The organism is Zarconia sp. (assembly GCF_057467645.1).
This window is the reverse complement of record NZ_JBRJXU010000065.1, coordinates 58,041-77,157: the sequence shown is the minus strand read 5'-3', so window position 1 is coordinate 77,157 and position 19,117 is coordinate 58,041. Positions and strand designations below refer to the sequence as shown.

The 19,117-nt window shown below is 49.2% G+C and carries 16 protein-coding genes; 7 read left to right on the top strand and 9 right to left on the bottom strand.

Annotated elements, in window-relative coordinates:
- Positions 1-296: 296 nt before the first annotated feature.
- Positions 297-500 (bottom strand): hypothetical protein, encoded by a 204-nt coding sequence (locus AC2215_RS09550; RefSeq protein WP_486809753.1) that lies wholly within the window; start codon positions 498-500, stop codon positions 297-299.
- 340 nt (positions 501-840) lie between these two features.
- The gene (locus tag AC2215_RS09545) at positions 841-1,659 is read right to left on the bottom strand and encodes a TlyA family RNA methyltransferase (RefSeq protein ID WP_486809752.1); all 819 of its coding nucleotides are present in this window, start codon (positions 1,657-1,659) and stop codon (positions 841-843) included.
- Between the two features lie 464 nt (positions 1,660-2,123).
- On the opposite strand from AC2215_RS09545, the gene AC2215_RS09540 reads away from it, so the two are divergent.
- On the top strand, positions 2,124-5,621 hold the full coding sequence (locus AC2215_RS09540) for a GAF domain-containing protein (protein WP_486809751.1): 3,498 nt from the start codon (positions 2,124-2,126) through the stop codon (positions 5,619-5,621).
- 127 nt (positions 5,622-5,748) lie between these two features.
- On the opposite strand, the gene AC2215_RS09535 is transcribed toward AC2215_RS09540, so the two are convergent.
- Complete coding sequence (locus AC2215_RS09535) at positions 5,749-6,429, bottom strand: actin-binding WH2 domain-containing protein (protein WP_486809750.1); 681 nt, start codon at positions 6,427-6,429, stop codon at positions 5,749-5,751.
- Between the two features lie 550 nt (positions 6,430-6,979).
- Positions 6,980-8,002 carry a HEAT repeat domain-containing protein gene (locus tag AC2215_RS09530; RefSeq protein WP_486809749.1) on the bottom strand — a complete coding sequence of 341 codons (1,023 nt, stop codon included), beginning with the start codon at positions 8,000-8,002 and terminating at the stop codon, positions 6,980-6,982.
- 266 nt (positions 8,003-8,268) lie between these two features.
- Between AC2215_RS09530 and AC2215_RS09525 the strand changes: the two genes are divergently transcribed.
- Entirely contained in the window at positions 8,269-8,685 is a 417-nt protein-coding gene (locus AC2215_RS09525) for a hypothetical protein (RefSeq protein WP_486809748.1), read from the top strand.
- Between the two features lie 69 nt (positions 8,686-8,754).
- Here AC2215_RS09525 and AC2215_RS09520 read toward each other — a convergent pair whose 3' ends face one another.
- Positions 8,755-9,840 carry a RuBisCO accumulation factor 1 gene (locus AC2215_RS09520; RefSeq protein ID WP_486809747.1) on the bottom strand — a complete coding sequence of 362 codons (1,086 nt, stop codon included), beginning with the start codon at positions 9,838-9,840 and terminating at the stop codon, positions 8,755-8,757.
- A gap of 278 nt (positions 9,841-10,118) precedes the next feature.
- On the opposite strand from AC2215_RS09520, the gene AC2215_RS09515 reads away from it, so the two are divergent.
- Complete coding sequence (locus AC2215_RS09515; protein WP_486809746.1) at positions 10,119-10,502, top strand: c-type cytochrome; 384 nt, start codon at positions 10,119-10,121, stop codon at positions 10,500-10,502.
- 139 nt (positions 10,503-10,641) lie between these two features.
- Entirely contained in the window at positions 10,642-10,821 is a 180-nt protein-coding gene (gene psb34 / locus AC2215_RS09510; RefSeq protein WP_486809745.1) for a photosystem II assembly protein Psb34, read from the top strand.
- 51 nt (positions 10,822-10,872) lie between these two features.
- On the opposite strand, the gene AC2215_RS09505 is transcribed toward psb34, so the two are convergent.
- Positions 10,873-11,766, bottom strand: a complete 894-nt coding sequence (locus tag AC2215_RS09505; protein ID WP_486809744.1) for a carbohydrate ABC transporter permease — start codon at positions 11,764-11,766, stop codon at positions 10,873-10,875.
- Between the two features lie 180 nt (positions 11,767-11,946).
- Here AC2215_RS09505 and AC2215_RS09500 point away from each other — a divergent pair, with 180 nt between their 5' ends.
- The 3 genes from AC2215_RS09500 (at position 11,947) to accA (ending at position 14,861) form a co-directional block, all read left to right on the top strand.
- The gene (locus AC2215_RS09500; protein WP_486809743.1) at positions 11,947-12,642 is read left to right on the top strand and encodes an aldehyde oxygenase (deformylating); all 696 of its coding nucleotides are present in this window, start codon (positions 11,947-11,949) and stop codon (positions 12,640-12,642) included.
- Positions 12,643-12,731: 89 nt separating this feature from the next.
- Positions 12,732-13,763 (top strand): long-chain acyl-[acyl-carrier-protein] reductase, encoded by a 1,032-nt coding sequence (locus tag AC2215_RS09495; RefSeq protein WP_486809742.1) that lies wholly within the window; start codon positions 12,732-12,734, stop codon positions 13,761-13,763.
- A 108-nt stretch (positions 13,764-13,871) separates the two neighbouring features.
- Entirely contained in the window at positions 13,872-14,861 is a 990-nt protein-coding gene (accA, locus tag AC2215_RS09490) for an acetyl-CoA carboxylase carboxyl transferase subunit alpha (protein ID WP_486809741.1), read from the top strand.
- A 416-nt stretch (positions 14,862-15,277) separates the two neighbouring features.
- Here accA and AC2215_RS09485 read toward each other — a convergent pair whose 3' ends face one another.
- The 3 genes from AC2215_RS09485 to AC2215_RS09475 all read right to left on the bottom strand — a co-directional run bounded on the left by AC2215_RS09485 (position 15,278) and on the right by AC2215_RS09475 (position 19,011).
- Positions 15,278-15,613, bottom strand: coding sequence for a tetratricopeptide repeat protein (locus AC2215_RS09485; RefSeq protein ID WP_486809740.1), 336 nt, complete (start codon positions 15,611-15,613; stop codon positions 15,278-15,280).
- Between the two features lie 120 nt (positions 15,614-15,733).
- The gene (locus AC2215_RS09480; protein ID WP_486809739.1) at positions 15,734-17,311 is read right to left on the bottom strand and encodes a glycosyltransferase family 39 protein; all 1,578 of its coding nucleotides are present in this window, start codon (positions 17,309-17,311) and stop codon (positions 15,734-15,736) included.
- Between the two features lie 155 nt (positions 17,312-17,466).
- Positions 17,467-19,011, bottom strand: a complete 1,545-nt coding sequence (locus AC2215_RS09475; RefSeq protein ID WP_486809738.1) for a glycosyltransferase family 39 protein — start codon at positions 19,009-19,011, stop codon at positions 17,467-17,469.
- Positions 19,012-19,117: the final 106 nt, after the last annotated feature.

Below are 19,117 nucleotides of genomic sequence, written 5' to 3'. Positions count from 1 at the left end.
TTTCTCAACTTTTTGCTGAATAATGCCACGTGTAACTTTGTGCGAAGTCACCACGTGACTTGGAATATAAATTACCCCTTACCCCTTTACCTTTTCCCCCACTTTGTAAGGTTTTGGATAATTTATAGCGATTTTCATCAAAGTAGACACCCCGAGAGGGGTGAGTAGGCAGTTTTTGGTGTGGAGGTTGTACTTTTAGCGATCGAACTGCCCACCCTACCTATTGATTCTGGGAGTCTAGAACGCGCGAAAACCGCTGTAAGTTGCACGTGACATTAATGGGGTAGGATGTCTCCTCAATTAGAAATGATTTTCACCCGTCCGCGAGAGATCGCCCGCAACAGCCGATTGATGGCTCTGCGTTCGTCTTCATCCAGGGTTTCATCCATGGCAGCTGCCATGAGTCCGTAACGATCGCACAAGGTTAAACACCCCGTTTCGGCCGCCGAGGCGAAAATTTCCGAAATCGCGCCGGGGAGAAGTTGAATCTGACAAGACATGACTTTGAGAAAATTACGATCTTAACTCTTCTAATATCTCTTCAATCCTTGACCGCTAGGGCGATCGAACTCTAGTCAAATCGTGAATGCGATCGAAATGTACAGCGATCGTTTGCAGCTTCTGATGCGATCGTCATCAATACAATGAAGCGATCGCGATCGCAATCGACCTCAAAATACCCATGGGTGAACGGTTTCGCTTGTGTGCCGCTTGTCAAGGGGAATCTGGAGGTGTTCTATTCAAAACTCAAACTCTGATTCGCCAGAATGGATAATGGCGCTTCTGTGTTCCCCACACTCTACCCTAACCAGAGACTTCCGCTCCAAAACTGATGTTAAGTTAACTGCGTTTCAACGCTTCCCAAGCCTCCCGGGTCAGTTGCTGCATGGTTGCCAAATTGCATTCGGGAACGGAACTCTCCATCCCCAACCACAGCAAATACTCGATATTACCGGCCGGACCGGTGATGGGAGACCAAGTGGTTCCTCGATGCTGCCATCCCAGACTGCGGGCACTTTCGAGGACTTGAAAGATCGCCCCGGCTTGGTCATCTCGATCGCGCACTACGCCCTTTTTCCCCACCCGATCGCGCCCCACCTCAAATTGCGGCTTCACCAGTAACAGCACCTCCCGAGGCGGTACGAGCAGTTGCCACATCGCCGGTAACACTTTCCTCAGAGAGATAAACGAAACATCCACCACCCCCAAATCCGGTCGCGGATCGTCGGTTTGATACAACTCATCTGGGGTCAGATGGCGCAGATTCGTCCGTTCGCGCAACCGGACGCGAGGATCGTTTCTGAGAGTCCACGCCACTTGTCCGTAGCCCACATCAATGCCGTAAACGAGTTTTGCGCCCTCCTGCAATAAGCAGTCGGTAAATCCCCCGGTGGAAATTCCCCCATCGAGACAAATCCGATCTTGGGGGGAAGTCTCAAAGGTCTTGAGGGCTTTGATGAGTTTCTCTCCCCCTCGGGACACGTAGGGAGAACGGGCTTTGACGACTATCTCGGCCGCGCGATCGATTTGGGTTCCCGGTTTATCGATCACCTCCTGGTTCACTCGCACTTCACCCGCCCGAATCCAACGCTGGGCGAGGGGTCGAGAAGAACATAGCCCCAGTTCTACTAATAATCGATCGAGTCGCTGTTTTGCCATGAGAGCGATTTTTCTTGTTACCCTGAAGAATATAGCGCTAGACGCGCTCGGGAAAAGGGGTTAAAAATATTCAAAGACTGATTTCGTAAGGGTTTGGATAAACGATCGCTCCCGTCGGGTCGTTTGTAGCTCTGTCGTTTGTCAATATCGGGTCAAAACATCCAAGAGCGAGTTTTCTCGAGGACCCCCATAATTTTCCTGTCGCGATGGGGGTGGACGCAACCAGATAGACGAGCGCATCTCGTGTCTGGCCTTCCCAGTTTCTTCCTTACTCCTGTTACCATCGTAGTTTTTCATCCTTCGACCGCAATCGACACTGAGCATCCCATACTCCGCATCAATTTATTTCCTCACACCGAGAACTGAATAGGAGTACCCGCAACGCATTGCCAGAGCATAAGAGCATATTGTCAGAGCGCATTTTCCCAGAACATTTTCAGAACGCATTTTCAGGAGCAATTGCCTTGTCCGAAATCTCCCCCATATCCAGACTTACGTTTAGCTACAAAGTCGGCGGACACCTTCCCCTCGATGCGCCGAGTTACGTAGTGCGGCAGGCGGACAGTCAGCTCTACGATGCCCTCAAAACCGGAGAATTTTGCTACGTTCTCAACTCCCGACAGATGGGCAAAACAAGTCTGCGGGTGCGTACCATGCACCGATTGCAAGCTGAGGGGTTTGCCTGTGCGGCGATCGACTTAACGAAAATCGGCAGTTGGGATATTACCCCCGATCGCTGGTATGCCGGCATCATGCGCCGGCTGGTGACGAGTTTTTGTCTTCCCATCGAGCTGAAAGATTGGCTGGGCGATCGAGAATATCTTTCCCCGGTGCAGCGGTTGAGCGAATTAATCGAACAGGTTTTACTCGAAACAGTTCGGGAAAAAATTGTCATTTTTATCGATGAAATTGATAGCGTTCTCAGTCTGAATTTCCGCACCGATGACTTTTTTGCATTTCTTCGATCGTGCTATGGCGATCGCCGATTGACATTTGTTTTGCTGGGTGTCACGACCCCCTCGGATTTAATTCAAGATAAAAATTGTACCCCCTTCAATCTCGGTTTAGCCATTGAATTGCATGGGTTTCAATACGAGGAAGCGCAGTCGCTCGTTTTGGGGTTAGCCGGTCGAGTTCCCGATCCCGAAGAAGCCATTACTACGGTTTTAGATTGGACGGGAGGTCAGCCTTTTTTAACTCAAAAAATTTGCCATCTCATCGTTCGAGAAGCCGAATCGAGTCCGACGTTTCAATACCGAGATTCTAGTTTTCAGGTTCGAGATTGGGTCGAAAACTTAATTCATACGCAGATCGTTCGCAATTGGGAAGCGCGGGACGAACCGCCCCATTTAAGAACCGTGCGCGATCGCCTTCTTCACAGCGGCGAGAATCCCCATGCGATGCTCAAACTGTATCGAAAGATTCTCCAACAGGGTGAAATTTTAGCTGACGATCGCCCCGAACAAATTAATCTACGGTTGTCGGGATTGGTCATTAAAATTGCGGGTAAATTAAAAGTTTTTAATCGCCTCTACGCTTCGATTTTCGATCGACGCTGGTTAACGAAAGCCTTAGCAGATATCGAACCGGATTTTATTCAAACGGTTGCCAGTCAAGAACAAAAGTTACTATCGATGCTCAGCATCATGGACGGCAAAAGTTTTGATGAAGTTCTCTACGAGATTCTCGGTGCTGTGATTTTAAAAATGGCCGAGGAATTAAGGGTCGATCGGGCAACCGTGTTTTTGATTGATGAAGAGAAGAACGAAATTTGGTCGATTATTGCCAGAAATCAGAGTGAAAGTCACGAAAACGTAAAAATTTCTGGAGATAAGGCAATTGTCGGGCTAGTGGCAACCTTAAAAGAAATGGTGAATATTCCCTTTTATTTTGCTGACGAACCCCACGTCGAGCGCTCGAATCGACAGGAGCGAGAGTACCCTAATTATACATTACTCGCCCTTCCTTTGCTCAACGAAAAAGGAAATTTAGTAGCAGTCGTTCAGTTACTCAACAAACTCAAACTCGATAATCATCCCGAGGCTCCCCTCATCGAACGAATCGATCGTAACGGGTTTAACGAAACCGATCGCCAGCAATTTGAAACCTATGCGCCCGCCCTAAACCGAATTTTAGAACGCTGTCAATCGAGTTACAAACTCACCCAAAGATTGCAGGCATCTGAAGCTCTCACCGAAGCGACGAGATCGATTTCTCAAAGTAGCCTTGACTCGGAGGAAATTATCGATCGGGTGATGGACGCGGCGAAAAAATTAATGAATGCCGATCGTTCGACGTTGTGGTTGCTCGATGGGGAAAATCATCGATTGTGGACGAAAATTCAGACGGAAGAAGGGGGCATTCTCGAGTTGCGCGTCGATGTTGGTGAAGGCTTTGCGGGTACTGTAGCTCAAACCGGGGAACCGATTAATATTCCCTTCGATTTGTACGACCATCCTAACTCGGAAACCTCCCGCAAAACCGATGCCAAAACGGGATATCGCACCTGTAGTTTGCTGTGTATGCCAGTGTGGAGTCCCGACGGAGATTTGCTGGGGGTGACGCAACTGATCAATAAACGAAAGCTGGGGGAATTTCCCGATTACGATCCGGCGGATTGGCCTGCGGCCCCAGATTGTTTCCAGGTCAGTTTCGATACTCAAAGTCAGAAATACATGCAAATTTTCAACTCCCAAGTGGGGGTGGCCCTCCGAAACGCTCAAAAATATGCCATTGCCAAACGCAAAGCCGAACTCCACCCCCAAAATGTGGTCAGCCAAACTCTGGCAATGCTCAACCAGGTGATGGACGGACAGGGGTTTGATGACGTACTCGATGTGACGTTGCGATCGATTACGTTGAAAATGGGGAAATCCCTGAATGCCGATCGCACCAGCATTTTTTTACTCGATGAAGAAAAAAACGAGTTTTGGTCGATTTTAGCGGAGGCTGAGAACGGACAATCCCTCGAAATTCGCTTGCCTGCCGATCGAGGCATCGTTGGGGAGGTAGCGGCAACGCGGCGAAAAATCAATATTCCCTTCGATTTATACGATCGTCCCGGATCGGAAGCAGCCAAAGCCCAGGATAAAAAAACCGGATATCGCACCTATTCGATGCTGGCGTTGCCTCTATTGGGCGATCGTGGCGATACGATTGCCGTCATCCAATTAATTAATAAGTTAAAACCCGGTAGTAACAGTATTTTACCCCTCTCCGGACGAATCGATCGCCAGGGATTTACGGAAGAAGACGAACGGCAATTTACCCAGAACGCACCGCTGATTCAAATGATTCTCGAAAGCTTCCGGTCGTATCACAAAACGGCACGGGGTCAGCGGGTGGCGGCGGCGTTGATGGCGGCAACCCGATCGGTCAGTCAAGAAAACTTAGATCTCGAAGAAGTGCTACAACGGGTGATGTCCGCTGCGAAGAAACTGATGAATGCCGATCGATCTACTTTATGGTTGCTCGATCGCGATACGGAAGAACTGTGGACGAAAGTCTCCTTTGACGACGGCTGTCGTCGGAAAATTCGGGTCAAAATCGGCGAAGGCTATGCCGGAAAAGTGGCGCAAACCAGCCAGCCGCTCAATATTCCCTTCGATTTGTACGATCGTCCCGATTCAGAAATGGCCCGTAAAACCGATGCTAAAACCGGATATCGCACCTGTAGCTTGCTGTGTATGCCGGTGTGGAGTCCCGATGGGGATTTGCTGGGGGTGACTCAGTTGGTGAATAAAATTCAGTCTGGAAGTGCCATTGATTCCATGGAATCCGGGGAGGTGCGATCGCCTTCCCGGACTCCGGAAACGGTTCCTGACTGCTGGCAAACCAGTTTTGACGAGAGCGATCGCAAGTACATGCAGATTTTCAACAATCAAGCTGGGGTGATTCTCCAAAATGCCGAACTGCTCGCAGCGGTTAAGCGACAAGAGGAAAGTTTGCGCGATCCCCTTTGAAGATTTTAGATTTTAGATTTGGGACATGGGTGACAAGTTTTACGGGTTGGCGAATGGAGAATTGGGAACGAAAGATTGGGGGAATGAGCACAGAAAAACAATCTCATCATTGTCCATTGGTGAAAATTTAATACCAACCCAAGAGGTTTCCAATGGTGTGAAGAACAGATAGATAGAAGTTGCCTTCTCGTTCTCGAAACAGGGCAAACGGTTGGTCTGGTGTGCCAAAGAACGGACGTAACACCCATCCCATTTGACTACCGACAAATCCATACAAACCCAACCACAACGGAAGAATTTTCGTTTGCAATCCCGACCCCACAATATCTTCGCGCGTCAAAAATCGGATCCCTTTATAGAGAATGTGAACTCCGACTAAACTGGCGATCGCAAAAATGACGACATTGAGCAAGACGAAGAAAAGGTAGTCGTTGACGGTAATTAGGAAAAATAAGGTAACCGGTGCAAAACCAACCATCAACACGCTAATGACCGAAACAGCACTCAGAGCTATCAGTAAATATTGACTGAATGCCATTCTCGAACCGGCAATGACGTGAAAAAAGAATAGAGTTGGCAAACAAATGAGTAACGTTACCAAATATAAAGACGGTAACTTCATACCAGAAGCAAGAGCTTGCAATCCACTTTGAGAGGCGCCAATAATCAAACCGTAGAGGCAAAAGCCAAGGGAACTGGCAATTAGAAGAGCTAAAATTTTTTGTTCGATATTCACCCGATCTCGAATCTCTTCTAAAAATCGATCGCGATCTTTGAGAAGTTCGAGTAAAACTGAGAATTTTTCCATGTCAAGTCATGCTCCAAAATTGGAGGGATCGATGTACGATTGTGCTGCGTTTGGAGTTGAATTAAAGCGACTAAAGTTGTCTGGTTGGACCTTCTATCAGCGGTCGTTCCGGTGCTGTGACAACTCGCTCGGGCATTGCTAGCACACAAAAATTACACAAATACGACAAACCTAATTCAAGTTGAGGTTTACTCAATTTAAAACAGAAAAAAATCAATCAAGCTTGGACGTTATTTATGTCATAAAGCAAAAATAATTCTTGCTTTATATAGCGGTTATCAAATCCGTGAGGGCTGATTGTAAATCTTCAGACCCCCTTATGAAGGAAGGGGAATTTAGGGGGATTTTCCATACCTCATACATTCGAGAAACGCTATATGAGTTGATTGAATGAGTCTTAAAAATTGACAATTTTCACGAAAAAACACAAATAATTTTCAAATCGAACAATAACAATTTTTATATTGCTGATTTGCTTAAAGATACCCTCAGAAGCACCGATCGAATTTCCGGACAATTGCCGAATAAATATCGAATCAACGATGGGGAGTCAATCGAAGCCCGAGGTATTTTCCGAAGGATGACTGGCGTGGGGTAAACTGGGCAAATCGCTTCGCCCTCCCAAGGCACGGATGCGATTGAGTTGTGAAAGAGCCCACTGGGCAGTATCGCTTACCTCGCGATCGGAATCATCGATGGCATGGTTCAATAATTGACTCATTTGAGCCACCACATCGTAGATCCGCGTCAAATCGCGAATCGCATTTTTGCGCACATCGGGACTATCATCTTGGAGAGAAACCGCTAAAGCTCGATTCATGGGTTTGAGGGTGCGGGTGCCAATCTCTGAGAGTACGGCTAAAATTAGACTGCGCTGACTGGAGTCCGAATCGAGCATCAAATCCACCAATGGCTGAATGGCTCGCGAATCTCCCCGCTGTCCCAATTCCCAGATGGCTTTGCGCCGCTTAGCCGGATCGGGATTTTGCAAGTCTTGAATCAGGGCATCGACGATATTAATTTTGGCAAGGGGGGTGGTTTCCTCGAGCTTCAGCAGACTCTCCACCGGTTCGTGAGGAACACAGCCATTATTCATGCCATTGCGATGGGTGGGTAGCTCTTCGGAAGGGAGATCGACTTCGACCACTGTGTCTTGACGATCGCTTGTGGGGGATATCTGGGAAAGTTGGGAGTGGCGGGCTGTAGGATGGGCGATCGCAGCGAGTTTTCGATCGGTTGCCGCCTCGGGGAACTCATCGGGGGATTCGTCGGTCATCGCTCCCGGACGAGAAATTTTGAGAAATAAATAGAGAAAACCTGTCGCCAGAACCACCACACCGGCGACCCCTGCCAGCCACCACATCAATTTCGATCGCTCGGAAGCTGTCAGGGGATTTGAGGCGTTGGAGGACTCGTCGGCGTCAGAGGACTCGCTGGGATTGACTTGGGCCAACGTCAGCAGCGCGATAGTATTCGATCGGGTCGATGAATTGAGAGAAAATCGTTCCATGGGAATCGGATGCTGTAACTCGGCGGCACATACCGGTGCCGTGCCGAAAGCTAAGCAAGTCATGGAAATTAGAATCTGGCTATAGCGCCTCATAGGTTAACTAACTCAGCACGGTGTGGTGCAATGCGATCGAGATTTGAGCGCTCTTAACTGTCGCACTCGGATCGATCTTAACTCTTGCCACAATGGGTCGAGCCAAGGCGATCGACTCCTAGAACCGAGAGATCGACGATCGCGCCACGTGCAACTTAATTATCCAAAACCTGACAAAGCGGGGTCACTGGATTTGGGCCAAGGGGAAAGGGGGATATGGTCTGTTCGCTCACCACATGGCTTGGCTCAAAGTTGCACATCGCATGGATGATTCAGCTCTAGACGCAATTTGCGATCGCTTTGTTGCCAGAGATGACTCAGTCAGTCAAACCCAACAACCCTCTCCTGCGGGCGATCGAGCGTGCACCCTTGGGCTCGAAAATTTTGCTAATTTTTCCAGTCTTCCGACCATCTGCGTGCGAACCCACACCCTATTTTCCGCAACTGAATTGCAGAATCGAGCCGATGGTTTGACCGTTTGGAAAAGCGAGGCGATCGCGCATTTTGATGGCTACCGATCTCCACCATACCATTATCACCTGATTGGGTTCCTGACAGATGGCGATCGATCGCCCCCTCACTGGAGAGATCGGGGAGCTTCGGGAGCTTTGGAGGCAGAGGAGGAGGCAATGGACAATAGACAATTGGGTTAGTTGCGACGCTCTTCCCCCTCACCGCGTCCCCGCGTCCCCGCGTCATTCTAACCCCCCACAACCCATCTCTCAGTCATCCATTTGCCAGGGGGAGATGATATTACTTTCGTCTAAGATCCGTTTGGGACGCAGCACCATAATCACTTGACCGAGAATAGTCGTATTGGGGGTTTCTTCAAACCACGCCACTTCCACCTCATCCCCCGATTCAACGAGGAAATAGCTATTGATATCCCAGGTTTGAATGTTTCGATCGATAACGACGATGACTTCTTCTAATTGATGAATGGGAAAATTTGGTAGGCGATCGCTCCGGCTGGAGATTGCCACCGGATCTTGTGCCCGCAAGATCGCTTGCCAACCGGGAAGGGGAACCCACGAACCACTGCCGGTAACGATCCGAAAGGGTTCTGCTTCCTCGACGGTGGGTACGGCTTCGATGCGATCTCGACTCAAGGGCATCGAACCAGCAACGGGGATGATGCGCGGCAGCTGTTCTTCCGCGTCGATGCGATACGTGGGTAAAACCGGTGCTTTGCGGGTGGGTTCGACGGTAAAATCGCTCAGCAAGCGCTCGATTTGTTCCCGTGCCATTTGGGTATGAGCGAACTTCAGACCCTGAGCGATTAGGCGAGAACGCTCTTGGAGGTCTTTTTTTTGCCGCGCTTGTTTCCAGGAAACGTAGGCGACGATATCGCCGGGGCAGTTGGAAAACCCTTCCGGAGGCATCGAGAGGCGGGCGAAATCTTTCATGGCCCGGGCGAGTAAATGCGCGCCATCCACATCGATATTTTTTTCGGCAGCGAGTTCGGCTGCTGCCGCGCGTTGCTGTTGGTTGAGGATGCGAAACTCGTATAAGACGTCGGATTTGGGTCCGGCACAGAATGCGAGTACTGTCGGGGAGACCTCTGCTCTGGCAATATTTTCGTACACTTGAGCCGCGACGATGATTTGATTTTGCACCACCCCCTCAAATCCCGTTTCTTCAAAAATGACTTTGGGATCGTAGCCTGCTTTTTGCAAGGCATGACAGGCTTTTCCCCAGTCGATCCAATTTCCTTGCTTCTGTCGGAGCTGTTGGAGCAATTCGGCGGCGGCCGCATCAGAAAGATTTTGGCTGGGAGAGCGGGTATCTTGAGGCTGTTCTTCAGTCATAGCAGCATTGGACTCTAGACCCCTAGTCTACAGCGATTTTAATTTTAGTCTACAGCGATTTTTCGGGCGGGCGATCGAGGAACAATACTAAATATGAGGCTTGACAAACGACAAGTTTTCTTAACCGTTCACCAATGCCCGCCCACCCTAAAACTCTGCACCCCGCCACAAGCAGTACACAAGCTTAACTGTTCGCCAATAGCTATTGGCTGTTGGGTAAAGGTTACTTTATATTAAAGGAAAACTAATTTTACATCCGTTTTCTTAACTTTAGTCCTTTGAATCATCAGTTTACCGAACCCGATCTCGATGTCCGCATTCAGAGAGTCGCCTTGCAAGCCTTGGGGATTCTACTGGCGGTTCTGGTGGCGATCTTGGGGATCGCCCATTGGAGAATGTCTGACGACCCTTATATTCAGCGGGTACTTTCTCTAGAAGGCGATCCGATTCAAGGTCATGCGATCTTCTTGATGAACTGTGCTGGATGTCACGGCAGCCAAGCAGACGGTCATGTCGGACCGAGCCTGCGGGGAATCTCCGAGCGCAAGTCTCAATCGAGTCTGATCGAACAGGTGACGAGCGGCAAAACCCCTCCCATGCCTCAGTTTCATCCCAGTGCCGAGACGATGGCAGATCTGCTCGATTATCTCGAAACTCTCTGAAATCTCAAAACCCTCACAACTCATCCGTCATCTTGAATGAGAAATGTATAACGATTAGTAACAGTTTGCGATCGTTTTAAGAATTTGATGTCATCCCTGTTAATATTATTTCAAAATTTTCACAACAGAGGATAACTAAATGCCCTATACCACTGAAGATGGCGGTCGCTTGAACAACTTTGCCGTAGAACCGAAAATGTATCGAGCCGAGCCAGCGACGCCAACTCAGAAGCGAAATACAACCATCCTACTTGTTGGCGGACTGGTTTTGGCCGTTGCTTTCGTCGGCGTAGCGGTGTTAGTTTCAAGCGTTGGATAAATGCCAACCCGAGAATCTCTCGACGAGATATCGACATTCAATTTTTGAGATTCAATTTTTAATGCCGGTGGTGGCAATTCCGCGCACGAACTGACGCTGTCCGAGTAAAAATAGGACGACAATCGGAATCGTGGAAATGGCGACCGCCGCCATTAACAGGGGCCAATCGTTGGTAAACTGCTCTTGAAAACCCGCTAAAGCAAGTTGTACCGTTGTTAGCTCCGGGCGGGTGGTAAAAACAAGAGGCTTAAATAAATCGTTCCATTCTCCCACGAATGCAAACAGAAATAGGGTTGCTAGTGCCGGACGAGATAAAGGAAGAATGACCTGCCATAAAATTTGCGTTCGAGTGGCACCATCGAGGGTTGCAGCTTCTTCTAGTTCGGTAGGAATGGTGAGGAAATATTGCCGCAATAAGAAAATACCAAACCCGTTCACTGCTGTGGGTAGAATTAGCGCGCCGTAAGTGTTGAGTAAATGTCCCCATTTGAGTACTAAAAAGATGGGGATAACCAACAGCTGAAAGGGAACGATTAAAGTCGCCAGAACGATAGATAAAATAGCTTGGCGACCCCGAAATTTTAATCGAGCTAAAGCATATCCCGCGAGAGCCGAAGTCACGATCTGACAGCCCGTGACCGCTAATGCAACTAATGTTGAATTGGCAAAAGCTAAAAGAAAACCCCCTTGATGCCAAGCCCGATCGTAATTCTTGAGAGTAAGTCCCGTTTCTTGCCAATTCCAATCCGATAGAGTCGCCGCTGGGGACAAAGAAGTGAGGGCAACGACTGCCAGTGGTAGCAGTACGATCGCAGCTCCAATGAGGGCAACGATCGTGCTGCTTGAAGAGGAAATTGTCGCGCGAGCCCATTTCTGGGTCTGGGTTTGACCGTTTGCGGCAATCGAGTCGAGGTGGTGTTTTCGATCGGGTCTCTCAGAAGACATAGAGAGCGATAATTCTAGAATTACATCGGGACGAATGTAGTCAAATACCAACTAAAACCTGTAAAGTAAGGAAGTTGTAGTGGCTTTTTATACCACTGTGAACCCTTGGACTTTAGAAATCCCAAGATTCAGTCTACTACCATCCTAATTTAATAATGAGGAGATTGGAGATTAGTACTTATGCCTCAGCTTGAAGCCGTTCCAGCCATCGACTATCAAAGCGAAACTTATAAAGACGCTTACAGCCGCATCAATGCCATCGTGATTGAAGGGGAACAGGAAGCTCACGAGAATTATATTCGCTTGGGCGAGCTTTTACCCGACTCCCAGGCAGAGCTGGTCAAGCTCTCCAAAATGGAAAACCGACATAAAAAAGGCTTCCAAGCTTGCGGTCGCAACCTAAGTGTCACCCCTGACATGGAATTTGCCCGCGAATATTTTGCCCCACTGCACGGTAATTTCCAAACAGCTGCAGCCGAGGGAAAAGTGGTGACCTGCCTGCTGATTCAATCCCTAATTATCGAGTGTTTTGCGATCGCAGCCTACAACATCTACATCCCCGTTGCCGATCCCTTCGCCCGTAAAATTACCGAAGGAGTTGTCAAAGACGAGTACATGCACCTCAACTTCGGGGAAGTTTGGCTCAAAGAGCACTTTGAAGAATCCAAAGCAGAACTCGAAGAAGCCAACCGCGAAAACTTACCGATCGTTTGGAAAATGCTCAACCAAGTGACGGAAGATGCGAAGATTCTGGAGATGGAAAAAGAAGAACTCATCGAAGACTTCATGATTGCTTACGGCGAAGCCCTCAGCAATATTGGATTTACCACCCGCGACATCATGCGCATGTCCGCCTACGGATTGAAAGCAGCCTAATTAACCTGTCGAATTGGGATAGCGAACCGCAACCATTCGTTCCCCGCGCCATCCCAATTTGATAGCTTTAAACCCTGAATCTTGAAATTATGTTTGGTCTTATCGGTCACCCTACTAGCCTCGAACACGCCTACTTTGTTGCTAAAGAGCTAGGTTATCCAGAGTATATCGGTCAAGGACTGGACTTTTGGTGTAGTGCGCCTCCCCTGGTGGTCGACGAAATTACCGTCACCAGCATCACAGGTCAGCAAATCCACGGGAAATACGTCGAATCTTGTTTTTTACCCGAAATGCTGGCTAACCGTCGGATTAAGGCCGCAACTCGCAAAGTCCTCAACGCCATGGCCTATGCCCAGAAACACGGAATTAATATTACGGCATTGGGTGGCTTTTCTTCGATCGTGTTCGAGAATTTTAGCTTGCAGCGCCTCGGCAAGATTCGCAATATCAAGCTAGAATTCGAGCGTTTTACCACGGGGAACACTCACACGGCCTATATCATCAGCCGTCAAGTCGAACAGGCCGCGCCTAAATTGGGTATCGATTTGGCAAAGGCAACTGTTGCAGTCTGCGGTGCCACGGGAGATATTGGTTCTGCGGTGTGTCGGTGGCTGTCCGAGCGCACCCCAGTGGCCGAACTGCTGCTGGTGGCGCGCGATCGCGAACGGCTCAACAACCTGCAAGCGGAATTGGGTCGCGGCAAGATTATGGATCTCAACGAGGCTCTCCCGGAAGCGGATATCGTGGTTTGGGTTGCCAGTATGCCCAAAGGCGTGGAAATCGATCCCAATACCCTCAAAAAACCTTGTTTGCTCATCGACGGCGGCTATCCTAAAAATTTAGGAATGAAAGTCAAGCATCCCGACGTTCACGTCCTCGGTGGTGGAATTGTCGAGCATTCCCTGGATATCGATTGGCGGATTATGAAAATCGTCAATATGGAAGTACCCGCCCGTCAATTATTTGCATGCTTTGCCGAATCCATGCTGCTGGAATTTGAGAAGTGGTACACGAATTTTTCGTGGGGACGGAACCAGATTACGGTGGAGAAAATGGAGAAAATCGGTCAGGTTTCGCTCAAACACGGGTTTAAACCGCTCTTATCCTTTGTGAAAGCCTAGCGACGTTAAAGCCTCCTCCTCCCTACATCTTTGCTCCTGGAAGACGTGGGGTCTCCATTCACCCCACACGCGAGCGATCGCCCCGTAAGCCTCCTCAAGTTCCCTACCATGACTCAGTCGAAAAATCGCCAACCCCTATTGCTCGATTTTGAAAAACCCCTGGTGGAGTTAGAAAATCGGATCGAGCAGATTCGCAACTTAGCGCAAGAAAGTAGCGATGGGATTGATGTTTCCGAGCAAATTCGCCAACTTGAGGAACGGGCCGCTCAATTGCGGCAAGAAATTTTTCGCAGTCTGTCCCCCGGTCAACGGTTGCAACTGGCTCGCCATCCCCGCCGACCGAGTACCCTCGATTACATTCAGGCAATTAGCGATGAATGGCTCGAATTACACGGCGATCGCGGTGGTTCCGACGATCCGGCCTTGGTGGGGGGAGTCGCATCTCTAGAAGGCAGACCGGTGGTGATGTTGGGACATCAAAAGGGTCGCGATACGAAAGATAACGTTGCCCGAAACTTCGGGATGGCTTCTCCAGGAGGATATCGCAAGGCAATGCGGTTGATGGAACACGCCAACCGTTTCGGAATGCCGATTATCACCTTTATCGATACCCCAGGAGCATGGGCGGGTTTAGAAGCGGAACATCAAGGTCAGGGAGAGGCGATCGCCTATAATCTGCGGGAGATGTTTCGTCTGGACGTGCCGATTATTTGTACGGTGATCGGTGAAGGGGGTTCTGGAGGCGCCCTGGGAATTGGTGTGGGAGATCGGTTGATGATGCTCGAACACGCCGTCTATACCGTCGCCACTCCAGAAGCCTGTGCGGCAATTTTGTGGAAGGATGCGGGTAAAGCCCCCCAAGCGGCGGAAGCTCTGAAAATTACCGCTTGGGATTTGAAAAATTTTGGCATCCTCGATCGCATCGTCCCCGAACCTAGTGGCGCGGCTCACTCAAAGCCCATCAAAGCAGCCGAAATTCTCAAAACCGCTCTCGTGGAAGAGTTGGAAGTCCTATGCGCCATGACCGACTCTCAGCGCCGAGACTTGCGCTACCAGAAGTTTCGCCACATTGGGGTATTTCTCGAACCGTCGGATTGATAGGATGCGCTCGTTGAGGGCGATATATCTTCTGTTTCTCGAATGTTGAAAATCCAACATCTCGAATCTACAAGATCCACAAATAAACCTCACGGCCAATGGCAATGAGGCTCTCCATGAAAATGAATCGTTTGTGCGCTACGCCTGGGTGGTGCGAGAGGCAAGCAGCCAGCACAGCAAAGGACAGTAAACTGCGCTAAATGCAGCCACAAGGGCGACAGTCCACAATCCTTCCATCCAATCTTGAGTCATCATAAACCCTACCTCAGTCTACTTACAAAGTTTGGCAATTTTGTGCGACCGGTGAATATCAACCGGCTAATAGCTTTCTTCTTAATTCTGGGTTGGCGATCGAGAGGATGTCAGTATTTGGACAGAAAACTTCAATAAACTTTAGCGTCCTTATCGATTTCGTTTTAACATCGCAAACGGTCTATCTTATCGAGAATGAGGTCGGACTGGGCGGTATTTCCCCGCTCTAACAGCAGTTGGGCGGCTTGCTCTAAGTCTTGGCAGGCTCCTTGTTTGTCACCTTGAAGGGCAAAGAGAGCGGCACGATTGTTATAGGCGATCGCCCCTCGGTAGTTTCGCTGGCGAACGTAGGCGATGGCGCGATTGCCGTATGTGAGACTCGAATCTGGGTCGATCTCGATGGCGCGATCGTAATTGGCGATTGCCCTGTTGTAATCCCCCTGGGAAATGTAAACGTTGCCCCGGTTGAAATAAGCTTCGGCGCGAGGTTCAGTATCCATTGGGCACCGGTATGGATTACCAGATGAAGGTTACAGAGTTCGAGCCTGCAAGAATCGAACCACTACCGATTGCCTAACGCTCTTCCCCTTAAACCCCACACCCCATCTCCCTACCCTCACTCATCCCCGGTTCAATCGATAGAGTTTCAACTCGTGTTCGGGTTCCTCGCGCCGTTCCACCAGGGTTTCTAGTTGCCAGTTGGGCGTACTGCGAACGGCGGCTTTCCAGGCGGGGGATGGGTTCAAAAGTAAGATCGGTTCGAAGCCGTCGGGAATTTGAGGGGGGTTGGGTTGCTCCGATAGGATGAGGTGAACTTGGGGAGAGAGGCGGTAACTGAGGGTGAGAATTTGAATCGGAGGCGCATCGCTGAGGACGAGGGGACGTTCGTATGTTGAAATGACCTCGGCTGCGGGAATGTAATATTCGGCTTTGTCGTTGCTTTTACTCCAGGTAATTTCTTCTTGAGATTCGGTGATACAAGCTACTGCCCCAGCCACGAGAATGGCGATCGCCCCAAACTGCCAAATTTGCTGCTTCCAGGTTTTGAGGCGGGTCATTTGGGTGGTGAAGCAATAGGCGACGAGAATTTGAATGTGGATGTAGCTGGGAAAGAGATAACGCACCCCCGACGATCGCCTGCCGCCTAAAATCGCATCGGGCAGCATAATCGAGAGGGCGTTGACACCGATAATCGCCACAAACAGCAACCAAACGGATTTGGGGGCGCGACGCAGGACAAAATACAGGGTGTAGAAGGCGAAGAACGTGAGGATGAAGTTGAAGCTGGTTAAATCCGTATTGAAAAAGACGCGGTTGATATTGCGAAACCAGCGATTAATCAGAAAATCGATCGATAGTTCCGATGTCCCTTCCGAGATGACTCGACTAATTTGACCGGTGTTGGTAATAATTACCCAAATCCACGGGCTAAACACCACCAATCCGGCTACGGCACTGGCAAGATAAGGAATAACGATCGCCTTGAGTCGGGCGCGTTCGAGGAGGAGAACGTAAATCCCTTGGGCGATCGCTACCAGTACGAAAAAGAGGTGAGAATAGCACCCTAACGCCACAGAAAAGCCGTATAATCCCCAAGCTAGGACGGATTGTTGCCCGGTTTCCCCCTTTCGACTGAGACGCATCGCCCGCAACAGGGTGGCATTCGAGAGTAAAATGGCCACCGTCCACAGGCTGTATTGTCGGGCTTCGTAGGCGTAGAGAAGATGCAAGGGAGAGATGGCAAAAATGGCGATCGACATCCAGGCAACCATCGACGACTCGAACAGTTCCCGACAAAACCAGTACAGGCAAGGAAACACCAACAGGGAAATGAGGGCGGATAAACTGCGGGTGACGGTAACGGAATCGTCGAACCAGCCCATCCCAAACTGCACCCAATATCGCGTCAGGGTGTAGTACAGGGGTGGGTGTTCGGGATGGGATTTGAGGGCGGCTAGGGTATCGCCGAAGTCTGTTTCCTTTGTGGGAAAGTGATAGGCTTGCAGGGTTGGGGCAGCGATCGGGCGATCGGTATACACTTGCTCGATGACCTGAGTTTCTGTATACCCAGACACGCGCATGGAGGTACGAACTTCATCCGCCCAGTAGAATTTCAGCCCCAGATTGGTGAATCGCAGTAGAATCCCCAACCCAAGGAGAAAGATACAGAAGAATTTTATCCACTTCGGATGCAGCATGGGGAAGTTTTGGGGGCTTCGGGGGCTTTGGGAGCAGGGGAGGCAAGAGGAGAATGAATTGACAATTGACTAATGGGTTAGTGGTGACGCTCAACTCCCTATCCCTTCCCCATTTTTAATTTTTAATTCTCTCCCCCCTCACCCCATTCCCCAAATTAAGTGAGATCGTAGAGGTAAACAAACGCGCCGGGACGTTCGAAAAAGTCGAGTTCTTTGCCAATGGTTTTGAAATAGTTGACAACGGTTTCTTTTTCTTCGGGAACGCCATCGACGTGGGAAAATAACACCCAAACTCGGGGGTTGCCTCGCAGGCGATCGAAGTCTTCCTGATATCGCTGCCATTCAGCGGGAGTGACTTCTTCCCCATCGCTTAAATCTTCCACGCCGATAATATAATCGCCGGGTTGATAGCCGTATTTGGGGGCATAATATTTAAATTGATAAATCCCCCGCTGAAAAATATACAAGCGATCGCCTTCCTGTTGGTTGGCTTTAACGTGTTCGATAACGGGAACGATTTCTTCGCGCCGCAGGGGGGAAATTAGCAGGCGACTGGTATCGAATAGGGGCGGGAGCAGAATGGCGGCAATAGCAATTCCTGCCAGAACCTGCACCCACTTAGGTTTCGAACGCGATTTCTCCCAAAGGTAAACAATCCCTTCGGCGATAATACAAATTACAAATGGGGTGAGAAATAGCAACAGGCGATATCGGAAAGGATAGCGCTGTAAGTAGGCAGCCAGAAGGGTACAAGCTGGGGTAACGAGTAAAACGCTTAACGCAAATCGGTTTCGCCTCCACAGGGCAAAACAGCCAATGGCGAAGATGACGAGCGCCACATCAACGAGTATCCCTTCGTGAAAACCGAGGGGGTTACCAAAAAACTTGTTGATTCTTTCGAGTAACCAATTAAAGTCAAACCACGAGTCGGGAAAAGCAGATTTCCAATGGGTGCGTAAGTTTTTATTACCGCTAATAAATGTGATAGAAAGCTGATAAAAAATCAGGAAACTCGTTGCCCAGCTCAAATAAATCGAACCCAAGGCGATCGCTTTTTGAGTTTGCCGATTTTTCCAGGCGAGATACAGGGCGATCGTCCCAAAACCCGCTAAGCTAAAGACTGCCGGGTGAGAAAACCAGATTGCCGTACTGCCGATGAGGGCATAGGCAATAAATCGAGCTAAATTCAGGGGGCGATCGAGAATTTGAATAAAGAGACAGCCCGCTAATAAGCCAACTGTAACATCTGTTGAATATTGCTTTACTTCTGATGCGTAATAGACTAAATATTCTAAGGTTGTAAACAGTAGAAGACTAATAATAATTGCATTTCTAGATAAAAAGCGAATGGCAAACCGATAAAACAAACCAAACGCCAAAATACTGCCGATAAACGGAAACAGTCGCAAAGCGTATTCGTTATTTCCGAAGAGTTGAACTGCCAGCTTCTGCACCATCAAAAAACCAATGGGGGCGGCTTGATCGTAATCGAGGGGTTGGAGCAGTTCCGAGTAGGAGCGGTTAACAATATTGAGGGCTAAAACCGATTCATCCGCCCATAAAGAGCGATTGGAAAAATATTGAATGCTGCGAACGAGAAGTCCGAATCCGATGACAATCGCGCACCATTGTCGAACGGTCCATCTAGAGGCATACTTTAGAGACACAGACTTTAGATTGGCAGGCAGCGTTTCGAGCATTACAATCGATCGAGTTTGAGATGGAAAGTACAGATGACGTGCAAGATTACTCAGCAATTGTCCATTGTCAATTGTCCGTTGTCAATTGGAGCATAAGGGTAAGGGT

Coding starts and splice junctions, on each gene's coding strand:
- AC2215_RS09550 (WP_486809753.1), bottom strand. CDS start 500: ATGTCTTGTCAGATTCAACTTCTCCCCGGCGCGATTTCGGAAATTTTC.
- AC2215_RS09545 (WP_486809752.1), bottom strand. CDS start 1,659: ATGGCAAAACAGCGACTCGATCGATTATTAGTAGAACTGGGGCTATGT.
- AC2215_RS09535 (WP_486809750.1), bottom strand. CDS start 6,429: ATGGAAAAATTCTCAGTTTTACTCGAACTTCTCAAAGATCGCGATCGA.
- AC2215_RS09530 (WP_486809749.1), bottom strand. CDS start 8,002: ATGACTTGCTTAGCTTTCGGCACGGCACCGGTATGTGCCGCCGAGTTA.
- AC2215_RS09525 (WP_486809748.1), top strand. CDS start 8,269: ATGGCTTGGCTCAAAGTTGCACATCGCATGGATGATTCAGCTCTAGAC.
- AC2215_RS09520 (WP_486809747.1), bottom strand. CDS start 9,840: ATGACTGAAGAACAGCCTCAAGATACCCGCTCTCCCAGCCAAAATCTT.
- psb34 (WP_486809745.1), top strand. CDS start 10,642: ATGCCCTATACCACTGAAGATGGCGGTCGCTTGAACAACTTTGCCGTA.
- AC2215_RS09505 (WP_486809744.1), bottom strand. CDS start 11,766: ATGTCTTCTGAGAGACCCGATCGAAAACACCACCTCGACTCGATTGCC.
- AC2215_RS09500 (WP_486809743.1), top strand. CDS start 11,947: ATGCCTCAGCTTGAAGCCGTTCCAGCCATCGACTATCAAAGCGAAACT.
- AC2215_RS09495 (WP_486809742.1), top strand. CDS start 12,732: ATGTTTGGTCTTATCGGTCACCCTACTAGCCTCGAACACGCCTACTTT.
- accA (WP_486809741.1), top strand. CDS start 13,872: ATGACTCAGTCGAAAAATCGCCAACCCCTATTGCTCGATTTTGAAAAA.
- AC2215_RS09485 (WP_486809740.1), bottom strand. CDS start 15,613: ATGGATACTGAACCTCGCGCCGAAGCTTATTTCAACCGGGGCAACGTT.
- AC2215_RS09480 (WP_486809739.1), bottom strand. CDS start 17,311: ATGCTGCATCCGAAGTGGATAAAATTCTTCTGTATCTTTCTCCTTGGG.
- AC2215_RS09475 (WP_486809738.1), bottom strand. CDS start 19,011: ATGCTCGAAACGCTGCCTGCCAATCTAAAGTCTGTGTCTCTAAAGTAT.